18 protein-coding genes are annotated in these 23722 nt (G+C 67.0%); 7 read left to right on the top strand and 11 right to left on the bottom strand.

Annotation, left to right across the window (positions count from 1 at the left end; all coding sequences use genetic code 11):
* Positions 1–429: 429 nt before the first annotated feature.
* The 6 genes from JN22_RS35095 to JN22_RS33325 form a co-directional block, all read right to left on the bottom strand.
* The gene (locus tag JN22_RS35095; protein WP_263301248.1) at positions 430–552 is read right to left on the bottom strand and encodes a hypothetical protein; all 123 of its coding nucleotides are present in this window, start codon (positions 550–552) and stop codon (positions 430–432) included.
* A gap of 134 nt (positions 553–686) precedes the next feature.
* Positions 687–2132: an aldehyde dehydrogenase family protein gene (locus JN22_RS33345; protein WP_085558192.1), complete on the bottom strand. Its 1446-nt coding sequence runs from the start codon at positions 2130–2132 to the stop codon at positions 687–689.
* Positions 2133–2200: 68 nt separating this feature from the next.
* A complete protein-coding gene (locus JN22_RS33340) occupies positions 2201–3139 on the bottom strand; it encodes an electron transfer flavoprotein subunit alpha/FixB family protein (protein WP_085558191.1) in 939 nt (312 codons plus the stop codon).
* Positions 3097–3402, bottom strand: coding sequence for a hypothetical protein (locus JN22_RS33335; protein WP_143269020.1), 306 nt, complete (start codon positions 3400–3402; stop codon positions 3097–3099). Before JN22_RS33335 ends, JN22_RS33340 begins: the two co-directional genes overlap by 43 nt.
* A 33-nt stretch (positions 3403–3435) precedes the next feature.
* Positions 3436–4185: an electron transfer flavoprotein subunit beta/FixA family protein gene (locus tag JN22_RS33330; protein ID WP_085558190.1), complete on the bottom strand. Its 750-nt coding sequence runs from the start codon at positions 4183–4185 to the stop codon at positions 3436–3438.
* Positions 4186–4220: 35 nt separating this feature from the next.
* Entirely contained in the window at positions 4221–5423 is a 1203-nt protein-coding gene (locus JN22_RS33325; RefSeq protein ID WP_085558189.1) for a 3-oxoadipyl-CoA thiolase, read from the bottom strand.
* A 177-nt stretch (positions 5424–5600) separates the two neighbouring features.
* Between JN22_RS33325 and JN22_RS33320 the strand changes: the two genes are divergently transcribed.
* From JN22_RS33320 to JN22_RS33310, 3 genes are all read left to right on the top strand, one after another.
* Positions 5601–6614 carry an NADPH:quinone oxidoreductase family protein gene (locus JN22_RS33320; RefSeq protein ID WP_317852945.1) on the top strand — a complete coding sequence of 338 codons (1014 nt, stop codon included), beginning with the start codon at positions 5601–5603 and terminating at the stop codon, positions 6612–6614.
* Positions 6615–6761: 147 nt separating this feature from the next.
* Positions 6762–7952, top strand: coding sequence for an acyl-CoA dehydrogenase family protein (locus JN22_RS33315; RefSeq protein WP_085558187.1), 1191 nt, complete (start codon positions 6762–6764; stop codon positions 7950–7952).
* Between the two features lie 128 nt (positions 7953–8080).
* A complete protein-coding gene (locus tag JN22_RS33310; protein ID WP_085558186.1) occupies positions 8081–8911 on the top strand; it encodes an IclR family transcriptional regulator in 831 nt (276 codons plus the stop codon).
* A gap of 57 nt (positions 8912–8968) precedes the next feature.
* Here JN22_RS33310 and JN22_RS33305 read toward each other — a convergent pair whose 3' ends face one another.
* Genes JN22_RS33305 through JN22_RS33285 form a run of 5 tightly spaced genes read right to left on the bottom strand, consistent with a single transcriptional unit; the run spans position 8969 to position 17266 of the window.
* A complete protein-coding gene (locus tag JN22_RS33305) occupies positions 8969–10564 on the bottom strand; it encodes a GMC family oxidoreductase (RefSeq protein ID WP_085558185.1) in 1596 nt (531 codons plus the stop codon).
* A 5-nt stretch (positions 10565–10569) separates the two neighbouring features.
* Positions 10570–13011, bottom strand: coding sequence for an efflux RND transporter permease subunit (locus JN22_RS33300; protein ID WP_085558184.1), 2442 nt, complete (start codon positions 13009–13011; stop codon positions 10570–10572).
* A 16-nt stretch (positions 13012–13027) separates the two neighbouring features.
* A complete protein-coding gene (locus JN22_RS33295) occupies positions 13028–14107 on the bottom strand; it encodes a WD40/YVTN/BNR-like repeat-containing protein (RefSeq protein ID WP_085558183.1) in 1080 nt (359 codons plus the stop codon).
* Positions 14108–14126: 19 nt separating this feature from the next.
* Complete coding sequence (locus tag JN22_RS33290) at positions 14127–15467, bottom strand: DUF1329 domain-containing protein (RefSeq protein WP_085558182.1); 1341 nt, start codon at positions 15465–15467, stop codon at positions 14127–14129.
* A 14-nt stretch (positions 15468–15481) separates the two neighbouring features.
* Positions 15482–17266, bottom strand: a complete 1785-nt coding sequence (locus JN22_RS33285) for a DUF1302 domain-containing protein (RefSeq protein WP_211099746.1) — start codon at positions 17264–17266, stop codon at positions 15482–15484.
* Between the two features lie 665 nt (positions 17267–17931).
* On the opposite strand from JN22_RS33285, the gene JN22_RS33280 reads away from it, so the two are divergent.
* The 4 genes from JN22_RS33280 to JN22_RS33265 are packed head-to-tail and all read left to right on the top strand — an operon-like array spanning position 17932 to position 23624.
* Positions 17932–20028, top strand: a complete 2097-nt coding sequence (locus tag JN22_RS33280; protein ID WP_085558180.1) for a 3-hydroxyacyl-CoA dehydrogenase NAD-binding domain-containing protein — start codon at positions 17932–17934, stop codon at positions 20026–20028.
* Positions 20029–20077: 49 nt separating this feature from the next.
* Positions 20078–21259 (top strand): acetyl-CoA C-acyltransferase, encoded by a 1182-nt coding sequence (locus JN22_RS33275; protein WP_085558179.1) that lies wholly within the window; start codon positions 20078–20080, stop codon positions 21257–21259.
* A gap of 13 nt (positions 21260–21272) precedes the next feature.
* Positions 21273–22469, top strand: a complete 1197-nt coding sequence (locus tag JN22_RS33270; RefSeq protein ID WP_085558178.1) for an acyl-CoA dehydrogenase family protein — start codon at positions 21273–21275, stop codon at positions 22467–22469.
* A gap of 15 nt (positions 22470–22484) precedes the next feature.
* A complete protein-coding gene (locus JN22_RS33265; protein WP_085558177.1) occupies positions 22485–23624 on the top strand; it encodes an acyl-CoA dehydrogenase family protein in 1140 nt (379 codons plus the stop codon).
* Positions 23625–23722: the final 98 nt, after the last annotated feature.

Raw genomic sequence — 23722 nt, 5'->3', positions numbered from 1 at the left:
GAGCAAACGTCTCGGGCATAGGAGTTTGATGCCGACGTCACGAGGCTCCGACGAAAGTTCGCGCCATGGATGGCCCTCCCCGATTTGTTTGCTAGACATACGATTACATCGTTCATCGATGCCGTCAATATTGCGGATTAAAATTCCGCAAGGCGCGACTCATCCCGGATCTTGCCTGTGCCGGAGGTGCATGGATCAGCGGCAGGCCTTCCCTGCGCATCACCGTCCACGCCCGGTTCCCCACCGAACGCCGGGAACGTGGACGTGGGTGAATGCCAATGGCCGCCTTGATCGGCCGAACCTGGATGCCCTAGGGACCACCACGCGGTGACGAGATGGAAATCGTGGCCGTCCTTGCTCCCAACCACCTGTGTCCCGGTGCCATGTCGCCCAAGCGCTTGTCTCGGAGGAATTCCGGCGGGTGAAGGCTTAGCCACGCATGGCACGGACCTGCACCAGCACGATGGCGAGGTTGCCCGCCGAGAATTCGACAACGGTGGAGCGACCGGGGTCGAGCGGGTTGCGGCGCTTCAGATCGTTGATCATGACCATCGGCGGCTTGATCTGATGGAGCCGGTGACGTTGATCCCATCCAACTTCAGGAAGAGCCGCCCCTTCCCAATCAGGTGGCATGTCCGCAACGCCCGGACTCCACCCGACAAGACCCACGCGGCTTTCCGACGCGCTCAGCCGGCCGGGGCCGGCTCCGCTCCCATCAGTGCCTTGGTTTCCAGAAACTCCTCAAACCCCGCCTCCCCCCATTCGCGGCCGATGCCCGACTGCTTATAACCGCCGAACGGCGCGGTAAGATCGACGGACGCGCCGTTCAGATGCACCATGCCGGTCCGCAGGCGGCGGGCGACCGCGCCGGCCTCCTCCAGAGAACCCGCGTGGACATAGCCGGACAGGCCATACGGCGAGTCGTTGGCGCTGCGGATGACACCCTCCAGATCCTCGTAGGGCAGGATCGACAGCACTGGCCCGAAGATCTCCTCCCGCGCGATGGTCATGCTGTCCTTGACGCCGCTGAAGACCGTGGGCTGCACGAAGAAGCCGGCCGGCGTCCCGGCAGGCCGGTCGGGACCGCCGCACAGAAGCTTGGCTCCTTCCTTGATGCCGGTGCGGATCATGCCGACAACCCGCTCATACTGCCGCCGGTTGGCGATAGGACCGATGGCGGTGTCCGGCGCGCGCGGATCGCCGACCACCATTCGGGCGCAGACCGCCGCCGCGATCCGCTCGGCCTGTTCCAGACGCGACGCGGGCACGTACAGCCGCGACGGCGCGTTGCAGCTCTGGCCGGTGTTGGCCATCATTGTCGCGACCCCATGCCCGACCGCCTGCGCGAAGTCGGCGCTTTCGCACACGATGTTTGCTGATTTTCCGCCCAATTCCAGCGACACGCGCTTGATGCCGTCCGCCGCCGCGTGCGACACCGACGCCCCGGCGCGGGTCGAGCCGGTCAGCGACACCATGTCGACCAGCGGGTGGCTGGACAGCACCGGGCCGATGACACCCCCGTCGCCATACAGCATGTTGAAGACACCCGTCGGCACCCCCGCCTCGTGCAGGATTTCGGCAAAAAGGCAGGCGGAATAGGGAGCGAACTCGCTGGGTTTCAGCACCATGGTGCAACCGGTCACCAACGCCGGCGCGACCTTGCAGGCGATCTGGTTCATCGGCCAGTTCCATGGCGTGATCAGCGCGCAGACGCCCACCGGCTCGCGCAGGATGCGCGTGGTGCCGCGCACCCGCTCAAACGGGAAATTCCTGGCGACCGCGAGCGCGGTCTTGAAATGCCCCAGCCCCATGGGGGCCTGTGCCGGACGGGAGAGCCGGTGCAGCGGCGCGCCCATCTCCTCGGTGATGGCGTCGGCCATCTCGCCCAGGCGCTTTTCATACTGCGCGCAAATCGACTCCAGAAGCTCCAGACGTTGGCCGAGCGGCGTCCGGGCGTACGCGTCGAACGCCCGGTGCGCCGCCTCGACCGCCCGGCGCGCATCCTCCTCGCCACCAAGCGCCACGGTGCCGGACACACGCTCCGTCGCCGGATCGATGGCTTCGTGCAGCGACGTGACGGAAAACGGTTGGCGCCAAGCGCCGTCGATGTAGAACTCCAGGCATTCTTTCATGGCCCAAATCCTCCGGTCTCGGTGGCGCGATCGGTTCTCGACGGGGAGCGCAGCGCCCCCGAACGGCGTCAGATCAAGTCATTGAATTCCGGCACCGCCTTGAACAGGTCGGCGACGAGGCCGTAATCGGCGACCTGGAAGATCGGCGCATCCTCATCCTTGTTGATCGCGACGATGACCTTGCTGTCCTTCATGCCGGCCAGATGCTGGATCGCGCCGGAGATGCCCACCGCGATGTAGAGGTCAGGCGCCACGATCTTGCCGGTCTGACCGACCTGATAATCGTTGGGCACGAAGCCGGCATCCACGGCGGCGCGGCTGGCGCCGACGGCGGCCCCCAGCTTGTCGGCGATGGCCTCCAGCAGCGGGAAATTCTCGCCCGACTGCATGCCGCGCCCACCCGAAATCACGATACGGGCGGCGGTCAGCTCCGGGCGCTCCGACTTGGTCAAGTCCGCCGAAACGAAACGTGACACGCCAGGATTTCCGGCGGTGGCCAGCGCCTCGACCGATGCCGAACCGCCCTGTCCGGCCGCTTCGAAGGCTGTGCCACGAACGGTGACGACCTTGATCGGGTCGGCGGATCGCACCGTGGCGACCGCGTTGCCGGCGTAGATCGGACGTTCGAAGACATCCGCCGACACCACGCCGGTGATCTCCGAGATCATCGCCACGTCGAGCAGAGCGGCCACACGCGGAGCCACGTTCTTTCCCAGCGAGGTCGCCGGGGCGATGATGTGGCTGTAGCCGCGACCGATCTCGGCCAGCAACGCCGCCAGCGGCTCGGCCAGCGCATGCTCATAGATGACATCATCGGCCAGCAGCACCTTGGCGGCGCCCGCGACCTTGGCGGCCGCATCGGCCACCACCCGTACGGCGTGACCGGCGACCAGGATATGGATATCCCCCCCGCACCCCTTGGCGATCTGGGCGGCGGCGGCTACGGCGTTCAACGTGGCCGGCTTCAGCGCGATGGTGTCGTGTTCGGCGAGGATGAGGATGGGCATGATGATTGCCTTGCCTGGAGAGATGACGTTGTGGGGAAAAGCCCCTTCAGTCGCGCCTCGGCTTCGAGAACCGGACGGAAGTTCGGGCTGGTCAGGACGAAGGCCGCTTCACCGATCACCGGACTCCGGGGACCACAGATCGCGATCACGGCATTGAGCAGGTCCAACGCGACATCGGTGAGTTCTAACGGAATGGACGAAATGGCGGCCACCACCTTGGGATCAAGATTAGGAGCGCCGGACCACGCGGCAGGATCTTCCATGAGCGTCCTCCCGGACATGATGGTGCCAAGGAATCAGATGACCCGCGCTTCGTTCTTCAGCTTGTCCACCAGGGCCGCCACATCGGCCAGCTTGACGCCGGCCTTGCGCTTGGCCGGTTCCACCACTTTCAGCGTCGTCAGGCGCGGAGCGACATCGACGCCCAGGCTGTCCGGGGTGACAGTCTCCAGCGGCTTCTTCTTCGCTTTCATTATGTTCGGCAGGCTGGCGTAGCGCGGCTCGTTCAGGCGCAGGTCGGCGGTGACCACCGCCGGGAGCTTCAGTTCCACCGTCTCCAGTCCGCCGTCGATCTCACGGGTAACCGCGACCGAACCCTCGCCGGGAACCACCTTCGAGGCGAAGGTGCCTTGGCCCCAGCCCAGCAAGGCGGCGAGCATCTGGCCGGTCTGGTTGCAATCGTCGTCGATGGCCTGCTTGCCGAGAATGACGAGGCCGGGGGCCTCCTTCCCGACCAGGGCCTTGAGCACCTTAGCCACGGCCAGCGGCTCGATCTCGGCGTCGGTCTGCACCAGGATGGCGCGGTCGGCGCCCATGGCCAGCGCGGTGCGCAGGGTTTCCTGGGCCTGGACCGGGCCAACCGACACGGCGACGATCTCGGTCGCCTTGCCGGCTTCCTTGAGGCGGACGGCCTCCTCGACGGCGATCTCGTCGAAAGGGTTCATGCTCATCTTCACGTTGGCTGTCTCGATGCCGCTGCCGTCCGCCTTCACGCGGATCTTGACGTTGTAATCGACCACCCGCTTCACGGGGACGAGGATCTTCATGATGGAACTCTCTCGTTTTGAGACGGTGGGAAGTTTCAGGCGTCGACGCGCTCGATGACCGCCGCGATGCCTTGGCCGACTCCGATGCACATGCTGACCAGGGCGAAGCGCCCGCTCGTGCGTTCCAACTGGCGCAGCGCCGTCAGGGCAAGGCGGACGCCGCTGGCGCCCAGCGGATGGCCGACGGCGATGGCACCGCCGTTGGGATTTACGCGGGAATCGTCGAACGGGATGTCCAGCAGCTTGCAGCAGCCGAGCGCTTGGGTAGCGAAAGCCTCGTTGATTTCGATGACGTCCATGTCCTTGAGGCCCAATCCCGCCCGCTCCAGTGCCTTGCGGCTGGCCGGGACCGGCCCCAGCCCCATGACGCGTGGCTCGACGCCGGCAACGGCACCCGACCGGATGCGCCCGCGCGGCGCCAGCCCAAGGGTTTCACCTGCCACCCGCGTGCCGACCAGCAACGCCCCCGCCCCATCATTCACGCCCGAGGCATTGCCCGCCGTGACCACCCCACCTTCCGCCAGCGGGCGCAGGGCCGCCAGCGTCTCCGCCGTGCTGGCCGGGCGCGGATGCTCATCCTCGGCGACGAGGATGGTCTTGCCCTTGACGGAGGTTTCGACCACGCGGATTTCGCCATCGAAGAAGCCCGCAGCTTTCGCCGCGGCGTATTTCGCCTGGGACGCGGCGGCGAAGGCGTCGCTCTCGGCCCGGCCGATGCCCAACTCGCGGCCCACGGTGTCGGCGGTCCGGGGCATGGTGTCACCGCCGAATTGCCGCTCGACCCACGGGTTGGGAAAGCGCGCGCCGATGGTCGAATCGAAGATCGCCATGTCGCGGCCGAAAGCGGTTTCGCTCTTCGCCAGGACGAAGGGCGCGCGGCTCATGCTCTCGACGCCAGCGGCGAGGAACAACCCACCCTGGCCGCAATGCGCGGCGCGGGCCGTGTCCAACAGCGCCGCCAGACCGCTGCCACACAGGCGGTTCACCGTCAATCCCGCAACCTCGACCGGCAGCCCGGCCCGCAACGCCGCGTGGCGGGCGACGTTGCGCGCGTCCTCGCCGGCCTGGTTGGTGCAGCCGCAGACGACATCTTCGATCCGCGCCGGATCGATGCCGGTGGTTTCCACCAAAGCCGCGATGACCTGAGCCAGCAGATCGTCCGGCCGCACGCGCGACAAGCCCCCGGCGTGTCTGCCGAACGGCGTGCGGAGTCCGGCATAGAGGTAGGCGTCAAGCATGGACGCTCCTTCCTGCTCCTTGTTGCGGAATTTAATTCCACATTTATTGAGGGCACCATAATTCGCCCTTCATGGCATTTCAAATGGAAATTCGCAGGTCCTGCCGATGACGATGGACGCGCATGGTCCGCCTCACATATCGTCCGCCGAGATTTGCGGAATTATGTTCCGCATAATTTGACCGAGTGGCAAGAACGAGAAGATCCGATCATGAAAGCTGTGATGTGTGAACAATTCGGCCCGCCCGAGATGCTGGCCATGCGTGAGGTCCCCATGCCCGGCTGTGGCCCCGGCAACCTGCGGATCCGTGTTCACGCCGCCGGGGTGAACTTTCCCGACACGCTGATCGTGGAAGGCAAATACCAGCTTCGCCCTGTCCCTCCCTTTTCCCCCGGCTCCGAAGTCGCGGGCGTCATCGATGCCGTGGGCGAGGGCGTGAGCGGCTTCGCGGTGGGCGACCGGGTGTTGGCCGTGCTCGGCTATGGCGGCTTCGCAGAATGGGTCGAGGCCGAGGCCGCCTGTGTCGTGGCGATCCCCGACAGCCTGGATTTCGCGACCGCCGCTGGTTTCGCCATGGCCTACGGCACCTCGCTGCACGCGTTGCGCCAGCGTGGACGGTTGGCGGCGGGCGAAACCCTGTTGGTGCTGGGTGCCGGCGGCGGCGTCGGGCTGGCGGCGGTGGAGCTTGGCCGCGTGATGGGCGCCAAGGTCATCGCGGCCGCCAGCAGTCCCGAAAAGCTGGAGGCCGCGCGGGCCGCCGGCGCCGATTCGCTGATCGATCTCAGCAAGGAAAAGCTCCGCAACCGCCTGAAGGAGTTGACCGAAGGCCGCGGCGTCGATGTCGTCTATGATCCGGTCGGCGGCGACCTGTTCGACGAGGCGCTGCGTTCGCTCGCCTGGAAGGGCCGGCTGCTCGTGATCGGCTTCGCCAGCGGGCGCATCCCGCAGGCTCCGGCCAACCTGCCGCTTCTGAAGGGGGCGGACATTGTCGGTGTCTTCTGGGGCGCCTTCCGCCGCCACGAGCCGGAGGAAGAGCGCCGCAACTTCGACGATCTCTTCGCATGGCACGCCTCGGGCGCCCTGCGGCCCCGTCTGGACCGGCAACTGCCGCTCGATCAGGCGGCGGAAGCCTTGACCGCCCTGCGTGATCGGCAAGTCACCGGAAAGATCGTGCTGACGGTGGGCGGCTGACCGCTCATTGTTCTACAAGGCAGAATATATTTCCGCATTGTTTGACCGGAAGGCCAGCCGCGTGGCACACTTCCGGTCAAACCGACATCCCGACCGGCCGAGGGGCGGCAGAAAGCCTGCCCACTCCCGGATGTTCCAGGAGGAAGCATGTACGAGTGTTCGCCCCGCGCCGAAGAGCTGCGGCAATCCCTGCTCCGTTTCATGAACGAGCATGTCTACCCCAACGAGCGGAACTTTCACGATCATGAGTCGGGGGCCGATCGCTGGCGCACCCCACCCCTGCTGGAAGACCTGAAGGCCAAGGCGAAAGCCGCCGGACTGTGGAACCTGTTCCTGCCGGACAGCGATCTCGGGGCAGGGCTGAGCAACCTCGACTACGCGCATCTCTGCGAGATCATGGGCCGATCCCCGGCGGCGGCGGAGATCTTCAACTGCTCTGCCCCCGACACCGGCAACATGGAGATTCTCGCCCGCTACGCCAGCGAGGAACAGAAGGACCGCTGGCTGAAGCCGCTGCTGGCCGGCGAGATCCGCTCCTGCTTCTCGATGACCGAGCCGGACGTGGCTTCCTCCGACGCCACCAACATCGAGTGCTCGATCCGACGCGACGGCGACGGCTACATCGTCAATGGCCGCAAATGGTGGTCGTCGGGGGCGATGAACCCGGCCTGCAAGCTCGCCATCGTCATGGGCAAGACCAACCCGGACGAAAAGCGCCATCGCCAGCAATCCATGATCCTGGTGCCAATGGACGCGCCGGGCGTCACCGTGGTCCGCCCGCTCAGCGTCTTCGGCTACGAGCACGCACCGCATGGCCACGCCGAGATCACCTACGAGAACGTCCGCGTCCCCGCCGCCAGCATCCTGCTGGGCGAGGGGCGCGGCTTCGAGATCGCCCAAGGGCGCCTGGGGCCGGGGCGCATTCACCACTGCATGCGCACCATCGGGCTGGCCGAGCGGGCGCTGGAAGCCATGGTCGCCCGCGCCGGCAGCCGCGTCGCCTTCGGCAAGCGGCTGGCCGACATGGGAACCATCCGCCAGGACATCGCCCGGTCGCGCATCGAGATCGAACAGGCCCGCCTGCTGACGCTGAAGGCTGCCCATATGATGGACACCGTCGGCAACAAGGTTGCCCGCCGCGAGATCGCCATGATCAAGGTTGTGGCCCCGACCATGGGTTGCAACGTGATCGATCGCGCCATCCAGGCGCATGGCGCGGCCGGCTTGTCACAGGACAGCTTTCTCGCCGCCGCCTACGCCAAGGTCCGCACCCTGCGGCTGGCCGACGGTCCGGACGAGGTCCATCTGGAGAGCATCGCCAAGCTCGAACTGGGTTGACGATAAAGGGCCGTCTCTGTTTTTTCGCCGCCCTGGCCCTGTGTTTTCCGGTGGATCAGGCTGATCTGTTGTTCTAAAGCACGCGTATGCCTTGCGGATCCGTTGGGAGTTCGACGTTGAAGAAAAGAATGAACTACACGGCGGGCGACGTCGAAACGCTGGACGGGGACGATCCCTTTCCCGGCGACCGCCAATTCGTCGTGGCGCTCTTTCGTGGGCTGGAGATCCTGCGCTGTTTTCAGCCCTGGGACAACGCGCTGGGCAACCAGGAACTGGCCCAGCGCAGCGGCCTGCCCAAGGCGACCGTGTCGCGCCTGACCTACACGCTCAGCAAGCTCGGCTATCTCGTCTATATGGAGGACAGCGGCCGCTACCGCATGGGCGTTCCGGTGTTGGGGCTCGGCTACGCTTGCCTCGGCGGCCTGAAGATCCGCGAGACGGCGCAGCCCTATCTCCAGGAGTTGGCCGATCACGCCGGGGACGGGGTGCTGGCAGCGCTCGGCGGGCGCGACGACCTCAGCATGATCTACGTCAGCTGTGCCCGTAGCGCCGGCATGCTGTCGTTGCAGTTGAACGTCGGGTCGCGGATCTCTCTGGCCCGCTCGGGCATGGGCCGCGCCTATCTGGCCGCCATCGGCGACGACGAGCGCGAGGCGCTGATGCCCAAGCTGCGCGCCCGCGCCGGCGAGGAGCGCTGGCCACAGATCGAGGCCGGCATCCGCCGCGCCATCGACGAGATCCGTACGCGTGGTTTCTGCATGAACGTCGGCGACTGGTACCCGCAGGTGAATTCGGTCGCCGTCCCGTTCCGTTCCCCGCAGGGCGATCTGCCGGCGCTCGCCTTCAACTGCGGCGGCCCGTCCTATGTGCTGACGCCGGAGCGGCTGGAGAACGATCTGGGGCCGCGTCTGGTCGATCTGGCCAACAAGGTCGCCGCCTTTGGCGGGCAATATTCCTGACGAGGTTTTCGTGATGCAGCGCCCTTCCCTGCAAAAGAAGGGCGCCGCAACCGAAGGTCAACCCACGGCGGCGATCATATCGGCGGCCCTTTCGCCGATCATCGCCGAGGGCGCCTGGGTGTTGCCGCTGACGAGGGACGGCATGATCGACGCATCGGCCACCCGCAACCCCTCCACGCCACGCACGCGCAGCCGCGTGTCCACCACCGACTGGACATCGGAACCCATACGGCAGGTACCGACCGGGTGATAGATCGTGTCGGCGCGCGACCGGATCAGCGCCCGTAAGGCCTCGTCGTCCGCCGCGCCGGTGTCGTAGAGCGACTTGGCCGACAACTTGCCGAGCGTCGGCGCGGCGAGGATGCGGTGGACCAGCCGCACGCCGCGCAGCAGCGTGTCCATGTCGGCTGGCGCGCTGAGGAAGCACGGATCGATCAGCGGAGCCTGCCGCGCGTCCGCCGAGGCCAGCCGCAGCGTCCCCCGGCTTTCCGGCCGCAGCCCGCAGACATGCACCGAGAAGCCCCGATTGTAATGGCGCTTGCGTCCGTGATCATCCACCAGGCTGATGCAAAAATGCAGTTGCAGGTCCGGCCGGTCGAGATCCGGGCGGCTCTTCAGGAATCCGCCCGCCTCGGAGATGTTGCTGGTCATCAGCCCGCGCCGTTCCTTCTTGTAGCGCTGGATGGCGCCGAAGAACTGGAGGGCGAAGCCGGGCGTCACGCCGATCAGGTCGCGTGAGGGGGACAGCCGGGCCACCGTGTAGTCGAGATGGTCCTGAAGATTGCCGCCGACCTCCGGCGCGTCGTGGATCACCTCGATCCCCTGACCGCGCAGATGCTCCGCCGGGCCGATGCCCGAGCACATCAGCAGTTGCGGCGAACCGAAGGCGCCCGCCGACAGCACCACCTCCTTCCGGGCGCCGATCAGCCGGTCGCCGGACGGGCCGGTCACGACGACCCCGGTCGCCCGCCCCGCCTCGACGACCACGCGCAACGCCGGACACTCGGCCAGCACCGTCAGGTTGGGGCGCGTCCGGCCCTCCAGATAGGCCCGTGAGGCGTTCCAGCGCTCGCCGTTCTTCTGAAAGACCTGATACAGCCCGACGCCCTCCTGCACCGGCCCGTTGAAGTCGGGGTTGAGCGGGAAACCGGCTTCTTCCGCCGCCTGGAGGAACAGCCGGGAAAACGGGCTGGGGTCGCGCGGATCGGCGACGTGCAGCGGACCGTCCGCCCCATGCAGGGCGTCGCCGCCGCGTTCGTTGTTCTCGGACCGCTTGAAGTAAGGCAGCACATCCGCCCAGCCCCAGCCGTCGCAGCCGGCCGCCGCCCAGCCGTCGTAATCCTCGGGCTGGCCGCGGATGTAGACCATGGCGTTGATCAGGCTGCTGCCGCCCACCCCGCGCCCGCGCGGCTGGTAGCCCTTACGCCCGTTCAGTTCGGCCTGTGGAACCGTCTTGAAGGCGAAGTTGCGCTCCGACCCGCGCGGAACGGTCGCGGCGATGCCGAAGGGAGCATGGACGACCGCCGGATGGCTTCCGGGACCGGTTTCCAGCAGGGCGACGGCAAGGTCGGGGCGGGCGTCCGCCAACCGAGACGCCAGGGCGCAACCGGCCGGGCCGGCGCCGACGACGACCACGTCGAAAATGTCGGTCATAGTGCTTATCCGATCTGGGGAATGCGGGGGCCGGGCGAAGCGGCCGCGGCAGAGGGTTGCCGCAGATGGGGCATCAGCAGCGAGATCAGCGCCGGGATCATCACGATGGCGCCGATCATGTTCCATAGGAACATGAAGGTCAGCAGCAGCCCCATGTCCGCCTGGAACTTGATGGTGGAGACGGTCCAGGTCGCGACCCCCAGCGCCAGCGTGACGCCGGTCAGCGCCACGGCGGAACCGGTGGTCTTCAGCGTTTCCTGATAGGCGTCGCGCAGGCTCAACCCTTGTTCGAGATACTGTTCGAGCCGGTTGTAGATGTAGATGCCGTAATCGACGCCGATGCCGACGCCCAGCGCCACCACCGGCAGGGTCGCCACCTTCACGCCGATGCCGAGCTGGGCCATGATCGCCTCGCACAGCATCGAGGTGATGAAGAGCGGCAGCATGATCGCCAGCGTCACCCGCCAGGACTTGAACTCCCACAGGACCAGCAGCGCCACGATGCCGTAGACCAGCGCCAGCATCAGCTTTTCCGCTTGGCTGATCACGGTGTTGGTCGCGGCCTCAATCCCGGCGTTGCCGGCGGCGAGCAGGAAATCCACGCCGTCGCTGTTGTTTTCCGCCGCGAAGGCTTCGACCGCCGCGACGACGCGGGCCAGGGTTTCCGCCTTGTGGTCGGCCAGGAACAGCAGAACCGGCAGCATCGAGCAATCGCCGTTGGAGAATTCCGGCGGCACGTATTTGTGCGCGGCGTTGGAGATGTAGCGGTTGCGGGTGATCGTCGCCCAGCGCAGGTCGCCGCCGTTGGTTCCGGCGATGATCCGCTTCATCGGCCCGAACAGCGAACTGGAGGATTCCACCCCCTCGACCGCCTCCAACCGCCATTGCAACTGGTCCACCTTGGCGGCGACCGGGTAGGAGCCGCATTCGCCGGGCGGCGTACGGACGATCACCGCGAAGACGTCCGGACTGGTCGCGTAATGGGACAGGAAGAACTGGACGTCGCGGTTGTAGCGGGAATCCGCCCGCAGTTCCGGCGCTCCCGGATCGAGATCGCCAATCTTCAGGTCGCGGCTTCCCACATAAGCCGCGCCCAGCAGCGCCAGCGCGCAGGCCACCGCGCCCGCCGCCCAGCGCGGCTCGGCGAAGCGGGCGAGGACTCGGCTCAGCGTCTGATTCTCGGGCAGCATGCGGCGCCGGTGATGCGCCAGCGCGTTCGGGCTGGTCCCGGCGTAGGACATGATGACCGGCAGCAGGAACATCTTGGTCACGACGATCACCGCCACGCCGATGCTGGCGTTCATCGCCAGCTCGCGGATGACGCCGATGTCGATGACCATCAGGGTCGAAAAGCCCACCGCGTCGCAGACCAGCGCGATGGTGCCGGGAACGAACAGCAGCCGGAAGGTGGCGCGCGCGGCGTCGAACACCGACCGACCGGCGACGCGCTCGGCCGCCATGGTGTTGATGTTCTGCACCGCGTGGCTGACGCCAATGGCGAAGGTCAGGAACGGCACCAGCACCGAATAGGGATCCAGCCCCAATCCCAGCAGGTCGAGGATGCCGAGCTGCCAGACCACCGCCAGACCGCAGCAGAACAGCGTCGACAGCGTGCCGCGCCAGCAGCGTGAATACCAATAGAGCAGCGCCGCTGTCAGCGCGACGGTCAGCGCGAAGAAGGCGGCGATGGCGACGATGCCGTCGATCAGGTCGCCGACGATCTTGGCGAAGCCGGTGATGTGGATGTGGATGCCGTCGCTTTGGTGGCGGTCGCGGACCAGCGTTTCCAAGCGCCGCGCGAGCTGCGCGTAATCGAGCGTCTCGCCGGTCTGGGGATCGACCTCCAGCAGCGGGGCGAGCACGGCGGCCGATTTGTGATCCGACGCGACGAGGCTGCCGATGCGATTCGAGCGGACGACGTTGCGCCGGACCTCGACCAGCGATTCCGCCGATCCGTCGAAGCCCTGTGGGATGATGGACCCGCTGCGCATGCCGTCTTCCGTCACCTCGGTCCAGCGCACGTTGGAGGTCCACAGCGACTGAAGGTTTCCGCGATCGACGCCGGAAATGTAGAAGACCTCGTCGGTTACCGCCTTCAAGGTTTCCAGAAAGGCCGGGTCGTAGATGTCGCCCTTGGTGTTCTCCACCGCGATGCGCACCAGATTGTTCAGCGGGCGCAGTTGCGATTCGTAGGCGAGGTAATTGGCGATGTAGGGGTGCCGCGCCGGGATCATCTTTTCGAAGCTGGCCATCGGGCGCAGTTGCGCGGCGTGGAAGGCCAGGAAGACCGACACCAGCAGGAAGGCGATCAGCACGGGGATGCGGTGGCCGAACAGCCAGCGCTCGGCGACGGCTTCGACCGACCGCACCTTTTCGTGATGATCGAGATCGACGTCCCTGGCCGGACGGGGAGAGGCTTGGCCGGGAGTCCGCTGTTGCTTTTTCATGGAATTCCGATCCCGGTTAGACGGCCAGGGGCGTGACGCGGGCGCCGCCGAGACCGACCTGGACCAACCGGCCGCTGCCGGTCAGCGCGACGTCGGTCACCGGCGCGGCACCGCCCGGACGCAGGCTGCGGAAGCTGCGGCCCCCGTCGGCGCTGACGATGCAGCCGCCCGCCGCGTCCACCAGAACCAGTTCGTCCTCGCGCAGCGCCGAGCCGATCAGCGTGCGGACCGTTGGCGAATCGACCGGCTGCCAGGGACCATCGGCCTCGCGCCGGAAGATCTTTCCGCCGAAGCCATGGGCGACCAGCACCGTATCGTTCGCCAGGGCGCGCGCGCCGTAGAGGTTGGTCGCCGCGCCGATCTCCAGCGCCTCCCAGCGGTCGCCGCCATCGACGGAGCGGTGGAGCCGCCCACCCTCCCCGGCGATCAGCAGCGCGCCGGACGGCGTGGCGGCGATGGCGTTGAAATGCAGCCCGTCCGGGTTGTCCATCCGGGGGCCGAGCGACGCCCAGCTCGACCCGCCGTCGCGGGTACGGAAGATCTGGCCGTACGATCCGACCACGATTCCCTCCTCCGCGTTGCGGAACCAGACATCGAGCAGCGGGCGCGACGGCCCGAACTCGGCTGCCGCCGCCGCATCTTCGACCGCCGCTTCCGAGGCGCCGGCCACGTCGGCGGCGACCAAGGCGTTCGCCATGTTGCCGTCGAATTGCCGGACCCAACTGGTCCCGCCGTCGGCGCTGCGCAGGATCACCCCGTCATGCCCCACCGCCCAGCCATGGCTGGGCATGGGAAAATGCACGGCGGTCAGCGTGACCGACACCGGGACGGCGGCCTGCCGCCATGTCCCGCCCTCGTCGTCGGAATGGATGACGACGCCGCGGTCCCCCACGGCGACCAGCCGCGGCCCGGCGACGGCGACGCCGAGCAGCAAGGCCGACACCGCCTTGGGCGTGCGGAAGGCGGGAATGTCGAGCAGGTCGCGGGCCGTTGCCGGGCCGGCCAGCGCCAGCCCCGGCAAGGCGGCAAGCCCCGCCAGAACGGCACGCCGGCCAAGCGGCAGGCGTGCCGGCGGCAGCGTCCATCGCGCGGTCATGAGCGTTCTCCGTCCCGCGTCAGTTGCCGATGCGGCGGAGCGAGTCCGGCGAGAACTGGCTCAACTCGTACTTCAGGCCGTATTTGGCCGGCTTTTCCTCATTGTTCATGCTGTGAACGATGTAGCGGCGGGCCTGGAGGTCGTACATGGCGTTGCCGGCGTAGTGCATGATCTGCTCCGCCGGTTCGGGCCGGAGGAACAGCTCGTGGATCCGCCACAGCTCGCCGCGCCCGTCATACTGGTCCTTGTGGGCGATCGACCAGCTGTCCTCGTCGATGTAGAAGTCGCGTTTGGAGTAGAGATGGCGGACGCCGGACTTGACCGTGGCCTGCACCACCCAGACGCGGTGCAGTTCGTAACGGACCAGTTCCTGGTCGATGTGGCCTTCCTTGATGATGTCCTTGTACTTCAGCGCCCGGTCCCCGAGGCGGAAGTTGTTGTAGGGGATGATCATTTCCTTCTTGCCGACCAGCTTCCAGTCGAAGCGGTCGGGCGCGCCGTTGAAGCCGTCGTAATCGTCCATCGTCCGCAGGCCGTCGGTGCCGGTGCCGGGGCTGTCGTAGGACACCGACGGCGCACGCAGCACGCGGCGCTGGCCGGGGTTGTAGGTCCAGGCGAGACGGGCCTCCTTCACCTGATCCAGCGGATCATGGGTCAGGATGGCCTCGCCGGCAATGCTCGACGGCGCGGTGACGATGTTCTTGTAGTAGGACATGCGGTTCGGCTCGGGGCTGCCGAGCGCGCTGGACCGCGCGTACCATTCCGTGCGGCGGACCGGGGTGAAGCTGCCGTTGGTGTGAACCGGGAACTCGGTGCCGTAGCGGATGAAGGTGCCGCCGCGATAGCGCATCATGTGGTTCCAGATCGGCTCGACGCCGGTCTTGGGAACCGGGAACGGCACGCTGCCGAGATCGACGTTCAGGACGCCGTTGCCGCCGTCGGCGAGCTGGGCGACCATGCCCTCGCGCTTGACGATCTCGTATTCCGAGGCAGGCAGCCCCGCCGACCGGCGCGTCGGGTAGACGTTCATCCTGTAGGTCGGGTAGCGCTGCAACATCGCGATCTGGCCGGGGGCCAGCTTGTCCTTGTATTGGGCAAAGTTGGCGGCGGTGACGGTGTAGAGCGGCTTGTCCCCGGCGTAGGGGTTGCCGGGATCCTGACCGGCCGGAGTGGGGGGCAGGCCACCGGTCCAGGCGGGGATCGACCCGTCCTTGTTGCCGGCGGCTTCGGCCCCGACCGGGGTCAGATCCTTGCCGAGCCGGGCGGCATCCTGAGCGGACAGCTCGGCCTGAGCCGGACCGGCCAGAAGGGCGATGGCGGAAACGGCGCCGAGCGCCATGAGGCGTGCGTTGGGTCGCATGGAAGCTTTCCTCATCAGAACGTCATGCCGACGACCAGGGAAACGAAGTCGCGGTCGCGCTGCGCGTCATACTTCGCCTTATGATTGTACACGCTGTAGTTGATATCGGCGTAGTATTGCTGGAGCAGGTTGGCGCGGACACCGAAGCCGACATTCACCCGGTCCTGGATGAAGGTGCCGTCCGGCGAATAGCCGCTGACATCCCAGGCGATGGACAGGCGCGGGACCAGATTCACCCCGGCGAACACGTCGGTGTAGTTCAGGGCGAACTGGGTGCGCAGGCCCCACGAGTTGCTGGTGGCGTACCCCTCCGCCGCGCAGTAATCGGCGACCGAGGTGCCGCAGGGCGAGGTGTTGGTTGCCGCGCGGCTGTACAGCGGCGAACGGCCGTAGCGGGTCGAGCTGTTGGGATCGCCGATGCCGCTCCAGTGCTGGAAGGCCACTTCACCCAGGAAGCTCAGCGAATCGGCGCCGGCGACGTTGGGGAAGGACTTGATCGTGGAAAGCTGGATCTGCGTCTTGTCCTTGCGGTCGTAGCCGCGAATGACGCTGCCGTTCGGCAGGCGGGCGAGATGAGCCATCGGGCCGACGCCGCTGACCAGGCCGCTGACCAGATCGCTGGTGTTGATCTGCGCCGGAACGCCGAAGGCGCGGCTGATTTCACCGCCCACGCTCCAGCCGGCGATCGCTGTGGAGGCGCTGAGGCCGACCACCTTGATGTCCTCGGCCGAGAAATCCTCGAAATACTGCGAGTAGCGGCCGGGCACGCCGTAGAGCGAGCGGGCGATCGTGGTCGGACTCTTGACCAGGCTGAAGATCGGGTTGCGCTGATGGTACTGGGCGTAATAGGCGCCGAAATCCGTGCCGAGATCGGAGCTGAAATAGCGCAGCGCCGCGCCGAACTGCCCGCTGTTGCGCGCCTCGTCCTTGCCGGCGTTGGACATCCGGTTGTTCAGGCCGCCCAATTGCGGAATGCCGTAGTATCCCGCACGGTCGCCGTAGGGCGCCGAGGTCAGGTTGGCGCCGAGGTCGGAGCAGTTCAGGGTGTCGCTCGGCCCCCAATAGGTGCCGCAGCCTTCGAAGACCGAGGACTTCCAGGCGAACTGGTAGAACGCCTCGGCGCTGAAACCGCCGCCGAAGCCGATGTTCGCCGACACCTGCGGAAGCGGCAGCAGGATTTCCTTGATCTGCGCGCCCGGACGCCGCGCGGCGCTGGCGTCGATGATGTTGTACTGGTTGATGCCGGAGACGAACAGGCTCTCGCCCCAGTTCACCACGTGGTTGCCGGCCTTGACCGCGACGTTGGTGTCGGTGCCGAGGTCGAATCCGCCGAAGGCGTAGGCGTCGAGCAGTTCCACGCCCTTGAACTTCGACAGCGAGTAGAAGTCGTCGTCGTTCAGCCGGGCACCGGCGACATAGCCGTTGGCCGAGCTGCCGAACGGCACGCCCTTGCGCTCGGTCACCGCGTCGTACCACGCCTTGCCGCGCGCGAAGACGCCGATGCCATTCTTGGAAAGCTCGACTTCGCCCAGCGCCTTGCCGATGCCGGAGTAGAGATCCCCCGCCTTGTAGTTCTTGTTGCCGTCATCGGTGGTGGTGCCGTCACCGACACCGCCGTTGCCGCGCGAAATCAGCGACGAATCGGGGTTGCGCGTGCGCATCGCGGCGCCGACCGACAGGTCGAGCAAGGTCTTCACCTCCCAGCCGTCGCCGATCTCGAAGGATTCGGCGCGCGCGGTGCCGGGAGCGGCCAGCGTCCCCAGCACACCCAGCGCCGATCCGCACAGAAGACCGACCACGGACCAGCCTCCACCGGACCGCTTGGCAGCGGAAAAGCGTTTGTTGATCCTCACCACAAACCTCCTTGGAAATCCTCGCCAGCCAAACGGTCGCATGCAAGCGCAGCCCGTCCCGCCGATGGCGGCGGGACGATCGTGATCGAGAAGGGATTGGAGAAGACGACGAACAGCCATCGGCTCCGGCATCGCCGGAACCAGCCCCGCCGTGGTTTTCAGGCAGCGGCCGCACGGGCGGCCGATGCCGTTGTCCTCCCCCGACGCCCCTGCCGAAAGGCATGGCCGCTTTTTGTGGAATTTATTTCCGCGAAATTAGGGTGAGGGCGGCGGAGCGGTCAAGAGCAAACATCCGCATTCTATACAATCTGAGAAATAAATTTCCGCCGCAAGGAAAGACCCTTGTCGAAACCACCCGATGGATCGCGGGGTTCGTAGAAAATTTCATTTTATATCAATAAGTTAAATAAAGTTTCCATTGATAATTCCGCTTGACGAGATACAATTCCGCAGAACTTGATTCCGCAAAAGCTTCTGCTACAGTGCTCCATCGCTCGACGCGACCGCGACAGAACGGGAGACGCCGGGGCGGGATCCCAGGGGCAAGGATGGCGTGACCGTCTTCCCCTCCATCCCACCGGTGCGGCGCGGACCATCATCGGAGAACAAGAATGAGCAACGTCGTTCAGTACGCGCGGACGGGACGCACCGGCGTCATCACCGTGGACTATCCCCCCGTCAACGCGCTGGGCCACGAGGTCCGCAAGGGTTTGGTCGCGGCGCTTGACGCCGGTCTGGCGGATGACGAGGTCGATGTCCTGGTGGTGACCGCCGCCGGTCGCACCTTCATGGCCGGCGCCGACATCCGCGAGTTCGGCAAGCCGTCCCAGCCGCCGGTCCTGCCCGACGTGATCGCCTGCCTGGAATCGAGCACCAAGCCGCTGATCGCCGCCATCCATGGCACGGCGCTGGGCGGCGGGCTGGAGGTCGCTCTGGCCTGCCATTTCCGCGTGGCCCTGCGCGGCGCGAAGCTTGGTCTGCCCGAGGTGAAGCTCGGCCTGCTGCCCGGCTCCGGCGGCACCCAGCGCCTGCCCCGCCTGATCGGCGCCGAAAAGGCGCTGGACCTCATCACCGGCGGCGAGCCGGTGTCGGCGGCGGCCGGTCTGGAGCTGGGGATCCTCGACGCGGTGGATGACGGCGTTTCGGCGCTGGACGCCGGTCTGCGCTTCGCCCAGCGCGTTCGCGACGAGTCCCTGCCGATCCGCCCGGTGAGCGGGCGCGACGACCGCATCGTCGGCACCGACCCGGCGCTGTTCGCCGCCTACCGCGCTGGTCTGTCCAAGCGCGCCCGCCACCTGTTCGCGCCGCACCGCTGCGTCGATGCGGTGGAGGCCGCCGTCACCCTGCCCTTCGCCGACGGCATGAAGCGCGAGCGCGAGCTGTTCCTGTCCTGCATGGACTCGCCACAGCGCCGTGGGCTGATCCACGCCTTCTTCTCTGAGCGCGACGTCGCCAAGGTCCCCGGCCTTCCCGCCGGCACGCCGATTCGCAACATAGCCAGCGTCGCCATCATCGGTGCCGGCACCATGGGCGGCGGCATCGCCATGTGCTTCGCCAACGCCGGCATCCCGGTCCGTCTGCTGGAAGCCAAGGAGGACGCGCTGACCAACGGCGTCGCCGCCATCCGCCGCAACTACGAGGCCACCGCCAAGAAGGGCAAGCTGACCGCCGAGCAGGTGGAAACCCGGATGGGCCTGATCCGTCCGACGCTGGCTTACGCTGATCTCGGCGACGTCGATCTGGTGATCGAGGCGGTGTTCGAGAACATGGCGATCAAGAAGGAAATCTTCGCGACGCTGGACGAGGTGTGCAAGCCGGGCGCGATCCTCGCCACCAACACCTCGACACTGGACATCGACGAGATCGCCACCGCCACCAAGCGTCCGCAGGACGTGGTCGGCATGCATTTCTTCAGCCCAGCCAACGTGATGCGCCTGCTGGAGAATGTGCGCGGCGAAAAGACCGCCGACGACGTGCTCGCCACCGTCCAGGACATCGGCCGCCGCATCGGCAAGGTCGCGGTGCTGGTCGGCGTCTGCTACGGCTTCGTCGGCAATCGCATGCTGCACCAGCGTGGCCGCGAGGCCATCGCGCTCGTCGATGACGGCGCCTCACCGCAGCAGGTCGACACGGTCATCACCGATTTCGGCTTCCCGATGGGCCAGTTCGCCATGGGCGATCTCGCCGGAATCGACGTGGGCTGGCGCATCCGCGAGGAACGCCGCAAGGCCGGCGATCCCGACGCTCCGGCGCGCAACTGGGTGGACCGTCTGGCCGAGCAGGGCCGCTTCGGTCAGAAGACCGGCGCCGGCATCTACCGTTACGAGCCGGGCAACCGCACGCCCCTGCCCGACCCCGAGGTCGAAGCGCTGATCGCCGCCCAGCGCGCCGAACAGGGCGTCACGCCCCGCGACATCTCCGACCAGGAGATTCTGGAGCGCTGCCTCTACGTCATGGTCAACGAGGGCGCCAAGATCCTGGAGGAAGGAATCGCCGTGCGGTCGCTCGACATCGACATCATCTGGATCCATGGCTACGGCTTCCCGGCTTTCCGGGGCGGTCCGATGTTCTGGGCCGACCAGATCGGGCTGGCCACCGTGCTGGACGGGGTCAAGCGCTTCCACGCCACGCTGGGCGGGGCGCAGTGGGAACCATCGCCGCTGCTCGAACGCCTCGTCGCCGAAGGCAAGCGGTTCGCCGACCTCTGAGGCTCAGCCGAACTCCGCATCAGATTTCCTCCCCGGAGCATACAATTCCATGACCGAAGCTGTCATCGTCTCCACCGCGCGCACGCCGCTCGCCAAGTCCTTTCGCGGCGCCTTCAACAACACGCACAGCGTCGATCTGGGCGGCCATGTCATCCGCCACGCCATCCAGCGCGCCGGGATCGATCCGGCGGAGGTCGAGGACGTCATCCTCGGCGCAACCTTCCACGAAGGGCCGCAGGGCAAGAACATGGCGCGGCTCTGCGCCCTGCGCGGCGGGCTGCCCGTCACCACGTCCGGCACCAGCATCAACCGCTTTTGCAGCTCCGGCCTCCAGGCGATCGCCATGGCGGCCCAGCGCATCATCGTCGACAAGGTACCGGTGATGGTCGCGGGCGGGCTGGAATCGATCAGCCTGATCCAGAACGATTTCAACAAACATCTGGGCATCAACCCCTGGCTGAAGGAGCACAAGCCCGAGGTCTATCTGTCGATGATCGAGACTGCCGACATCGTCGCCAAGCGCTACGGCATCAGCCGCGACGCGCAGGACGAATACGCGCTCATCAGCCAACAGAGGACCGCCAACGCCCAGGCCGAGGGACTGCTCGACGCCGAGATCGTGCCGCTCGCCACCGTCAAGCTGGTGCAGGACAAGGCCACCGGCGAAACCCGCGAGGAAGCTGTCACCCTGACACGGGACGAGTGCAACCGCCCCGACACCACACTTGCCGGCCTCGCCAAGCTGGAGCCGGTGCGCGGCCCCGACCAGTTCATCACCGCCGGAAACGCCAGCCAATTGTCGGACGGCGCGTCGGTCTGCGTGGTGATGGACGCCAAGCTGGCCGAAAAGCGCGGGCTTCAGCCGCTCGGCATCTTCCGTGGACTGGCGGTCGCCGGCTGCGAGCCGGATGAGATGGGCATCGGCCCGGTCTTCGCCATACCGCGCCTGCTGGAGCGCCACGGCCTGACCATCGACGACATCGATCTGTGGGAGCTGAACGAGGCCTTCGCCTCGCAGGTTCTCCACTGCCGCGACACGCTGGGCATCCCGATGGAGCGGCTGAACGTCAATGGCGGGTCGATCTCCATCGGCCATCCCTACGGCGTCACCGGCTCGCGCCTGACCGGCCACGCGCTGATCGAGGGCAAGCGCCGCAAGGCCAGACACGTCGTCGTCACCATGTGCATCGGCGGCGGCATGGGCGCCGCCGGCCTGTTCGAAGTCGCCTGAGGGGGGCCGGTTCATGGACATCACCTACACCGCCAAGGAACGGACGTTCCGCGACGAGGTTCGCCAATTCCTCGCCGATACGCTTCCCGCCGACATCGCGGCCAAGGGGCTGGAAGGCAAGCGCCTGAGCCGCGAGGATCACGTCCGCTGGCAGCGCGCTTTGTCCGAGCGCGGCTGGCTCGCCATTCATTGGCCGACCCAGCATGGCGGCACCGGCTGGGACGCCATCCAGCGCCACATCTTCGAGGACGAATGCGCCGCCGCCGGCGCGCCGCAGATCATCCCCTTCGGCGTCAGCATGGTGGCACCCGTCATCATCAAGTTCGGCACCGAGGAGCAGAAGCGCCACTACCTGCCGCGCATCCTCGACGTCACCGACTGGTGGTGCCAGGGCTATTCGGAGCCGGGAGCCGGTTCCGATCTGGCCTCGGTCAAGACCCGCGCGGTTCGCGACGGCGACCATTACGTGGTCAACGGCCAGAAGACCTGGACCACGCTGGGCCAGCACGCCGACTGGATCTTCTGTCTGGTCCGCACCGACCCGGCGGCCAGGCCGCAGGAGGGTATCTCCTTCCTGCTGATCGACATGAAGACCCCCGGCGTCACCGTCCGCCCGATCATCACGCTGGACGGCGAGCATGAGGTCAACGAGGTCTTCTTCGACGACGTGCGCGTGCCGGTCGCGAACCTCGTCGGCGTCGAGAACAAGGGCTGGACCTGCGCCAAGTATCTGCTGACCTACGAGCGCACCGGCATCGCCGGCGTCGGCATGGCCAAGGCGGCCCTGCGCCATCTGAAGAACGTGGCGTCGCGCCAGATGTCCAACGGCCGTCCGCTGACCGAGGATCGCGTCTTCGCCCGCCAGATCGCCGAGGTCGAGATCGACCTGATCGCGTTGGAAATGACCAACCTGCGCGTCGTCGCCTCGGTTCAGGGCGGCGGGGTTCCCGGTGCCGAAAGCTCCATCCTGAAGATTCGCGGTAGCGAAATCCGGCAGGCCATCACTGACCTGATGCGCCGCGCCGTCGGTCCCTACGCCCTGCCCTTCCTGCCGGACGCGATGGACGCCGGTTGGGACGGCGAACCGGCAGGATCGGTCGAGGCCGCCTCGGCGGCGCCGCATTACTTCAACCGCCGCAAGCTGTCGATCTATGGCGGTTCCAACGAAATCCAGAAGAACATCATCGCCAAGATGATCCTTGGCCTGTGAGGAGGGCCGCAAGCCATGGACTTCACCCTGAACGACGAGCAACGGATGCTCGAAGACACCGCCACGCGGCTGGTCCGCGAGCGCTACGGCTTTGAACGGCGCCAGCGCAACGCCAAGGAGCCGAAGGGCTACAGCGCCGAAACCTGGGCGCTGATGGCCGAACTTGGCCTGCTGTCGGTCCCCTTCCCGGAAGAGGATGGCGGCATCGGCGGCGGCGGGACGGAATTGATGCTGCTGCATCAAACCTTCGGTCGCGGCCTGACGCTGGAGCCGTATCTGGCGACGGTGGTGTTGGGCGGCGGGCTGGTCGCCCGGCTGGGCGATGCGGCCCAGCGCGAAACCATCCTACCGGCGGTGATCTCGGGCGAACGGACGCTAGCGCTCGCCTACGCCGAACCCGACGCTCGCTACGACGCCTTCCGGGTCGAGACGCGGGCGGAGAAGGACGGCGGCGGCTATCGCCTGACCGGCCGGAAGGCGGTGGTGCTGAACGGCGACAGCGCCGACCGGCTGCTGGTGACCGCCCGGACCTCCGGCGCGGCGGGCGAGCGCGACGGTCTGTCGGTGTTCCTGGTCGATCCGGCCCAGCCCGGCGTCAAGCGCCGCGACTACCCGACCATCGACGGCCTGCGCGCCAGCGACATCACCCTGAACGGGGCAGTCGGCGAGCGTCTGGGCGCCGAGGGCGGGGCGGCGGACGCGCTGGAAGCGGTGCTCGCCACCGGCAGCGTCGCGCTCTGCGCCGAAGCGGTCGGCGCCATGGAAGTCGCCTGCGATCTGACCCTGGATTATCTGAAGACGCGCCAGCAGTTCGGCGCGCCGATCGGGCGCTTCCAGGTGCTTCAGCACCGTATGGTGGACATGCGGATCGCGCTCGAACAGGCGCGCTCGATGGCGATCTTCGCCGCGTGCAGCCTGGACCAGCCGGCACCTGAGCGGGAACGCCGCGTCGCCGCCGCCAAGTCGCTGATCGGCCGCGCCGGACGCCTGATTTCCGAACAGGCGATCCAGCTTCACGGCGGCATGGGCATGACCGACGAGGCCGCGGTGTCCCACTACGCCAAGCGGCTGGTGATGATCGACCATTGGCTGGGTGACGGCGATCACCATCTCGACCGCTTCATCGCTCTGCCCGAGACGGTCGAGGCGGCGTAAGCCCCCGCGTCCTCGCGTCGAACCCGCTGTGTTCCCTCTTCCCGAACGGGGAGAGGGAATCGCCGTCCGCCATCGCCTTCCGTCAAGGACCCGACCAT

The organism is Azospirillum agricola, from assembly GCF_020005195.1.
GTDB lineage: Bacteria > Pseudomonadota > Alphaproteobacteria > Azospirillales > Azospirillaceae > Azospirillum > Azospirillum agricola.
This window is presented reverse-complemented; position numbering and strand designations above follow the sequence as displayed.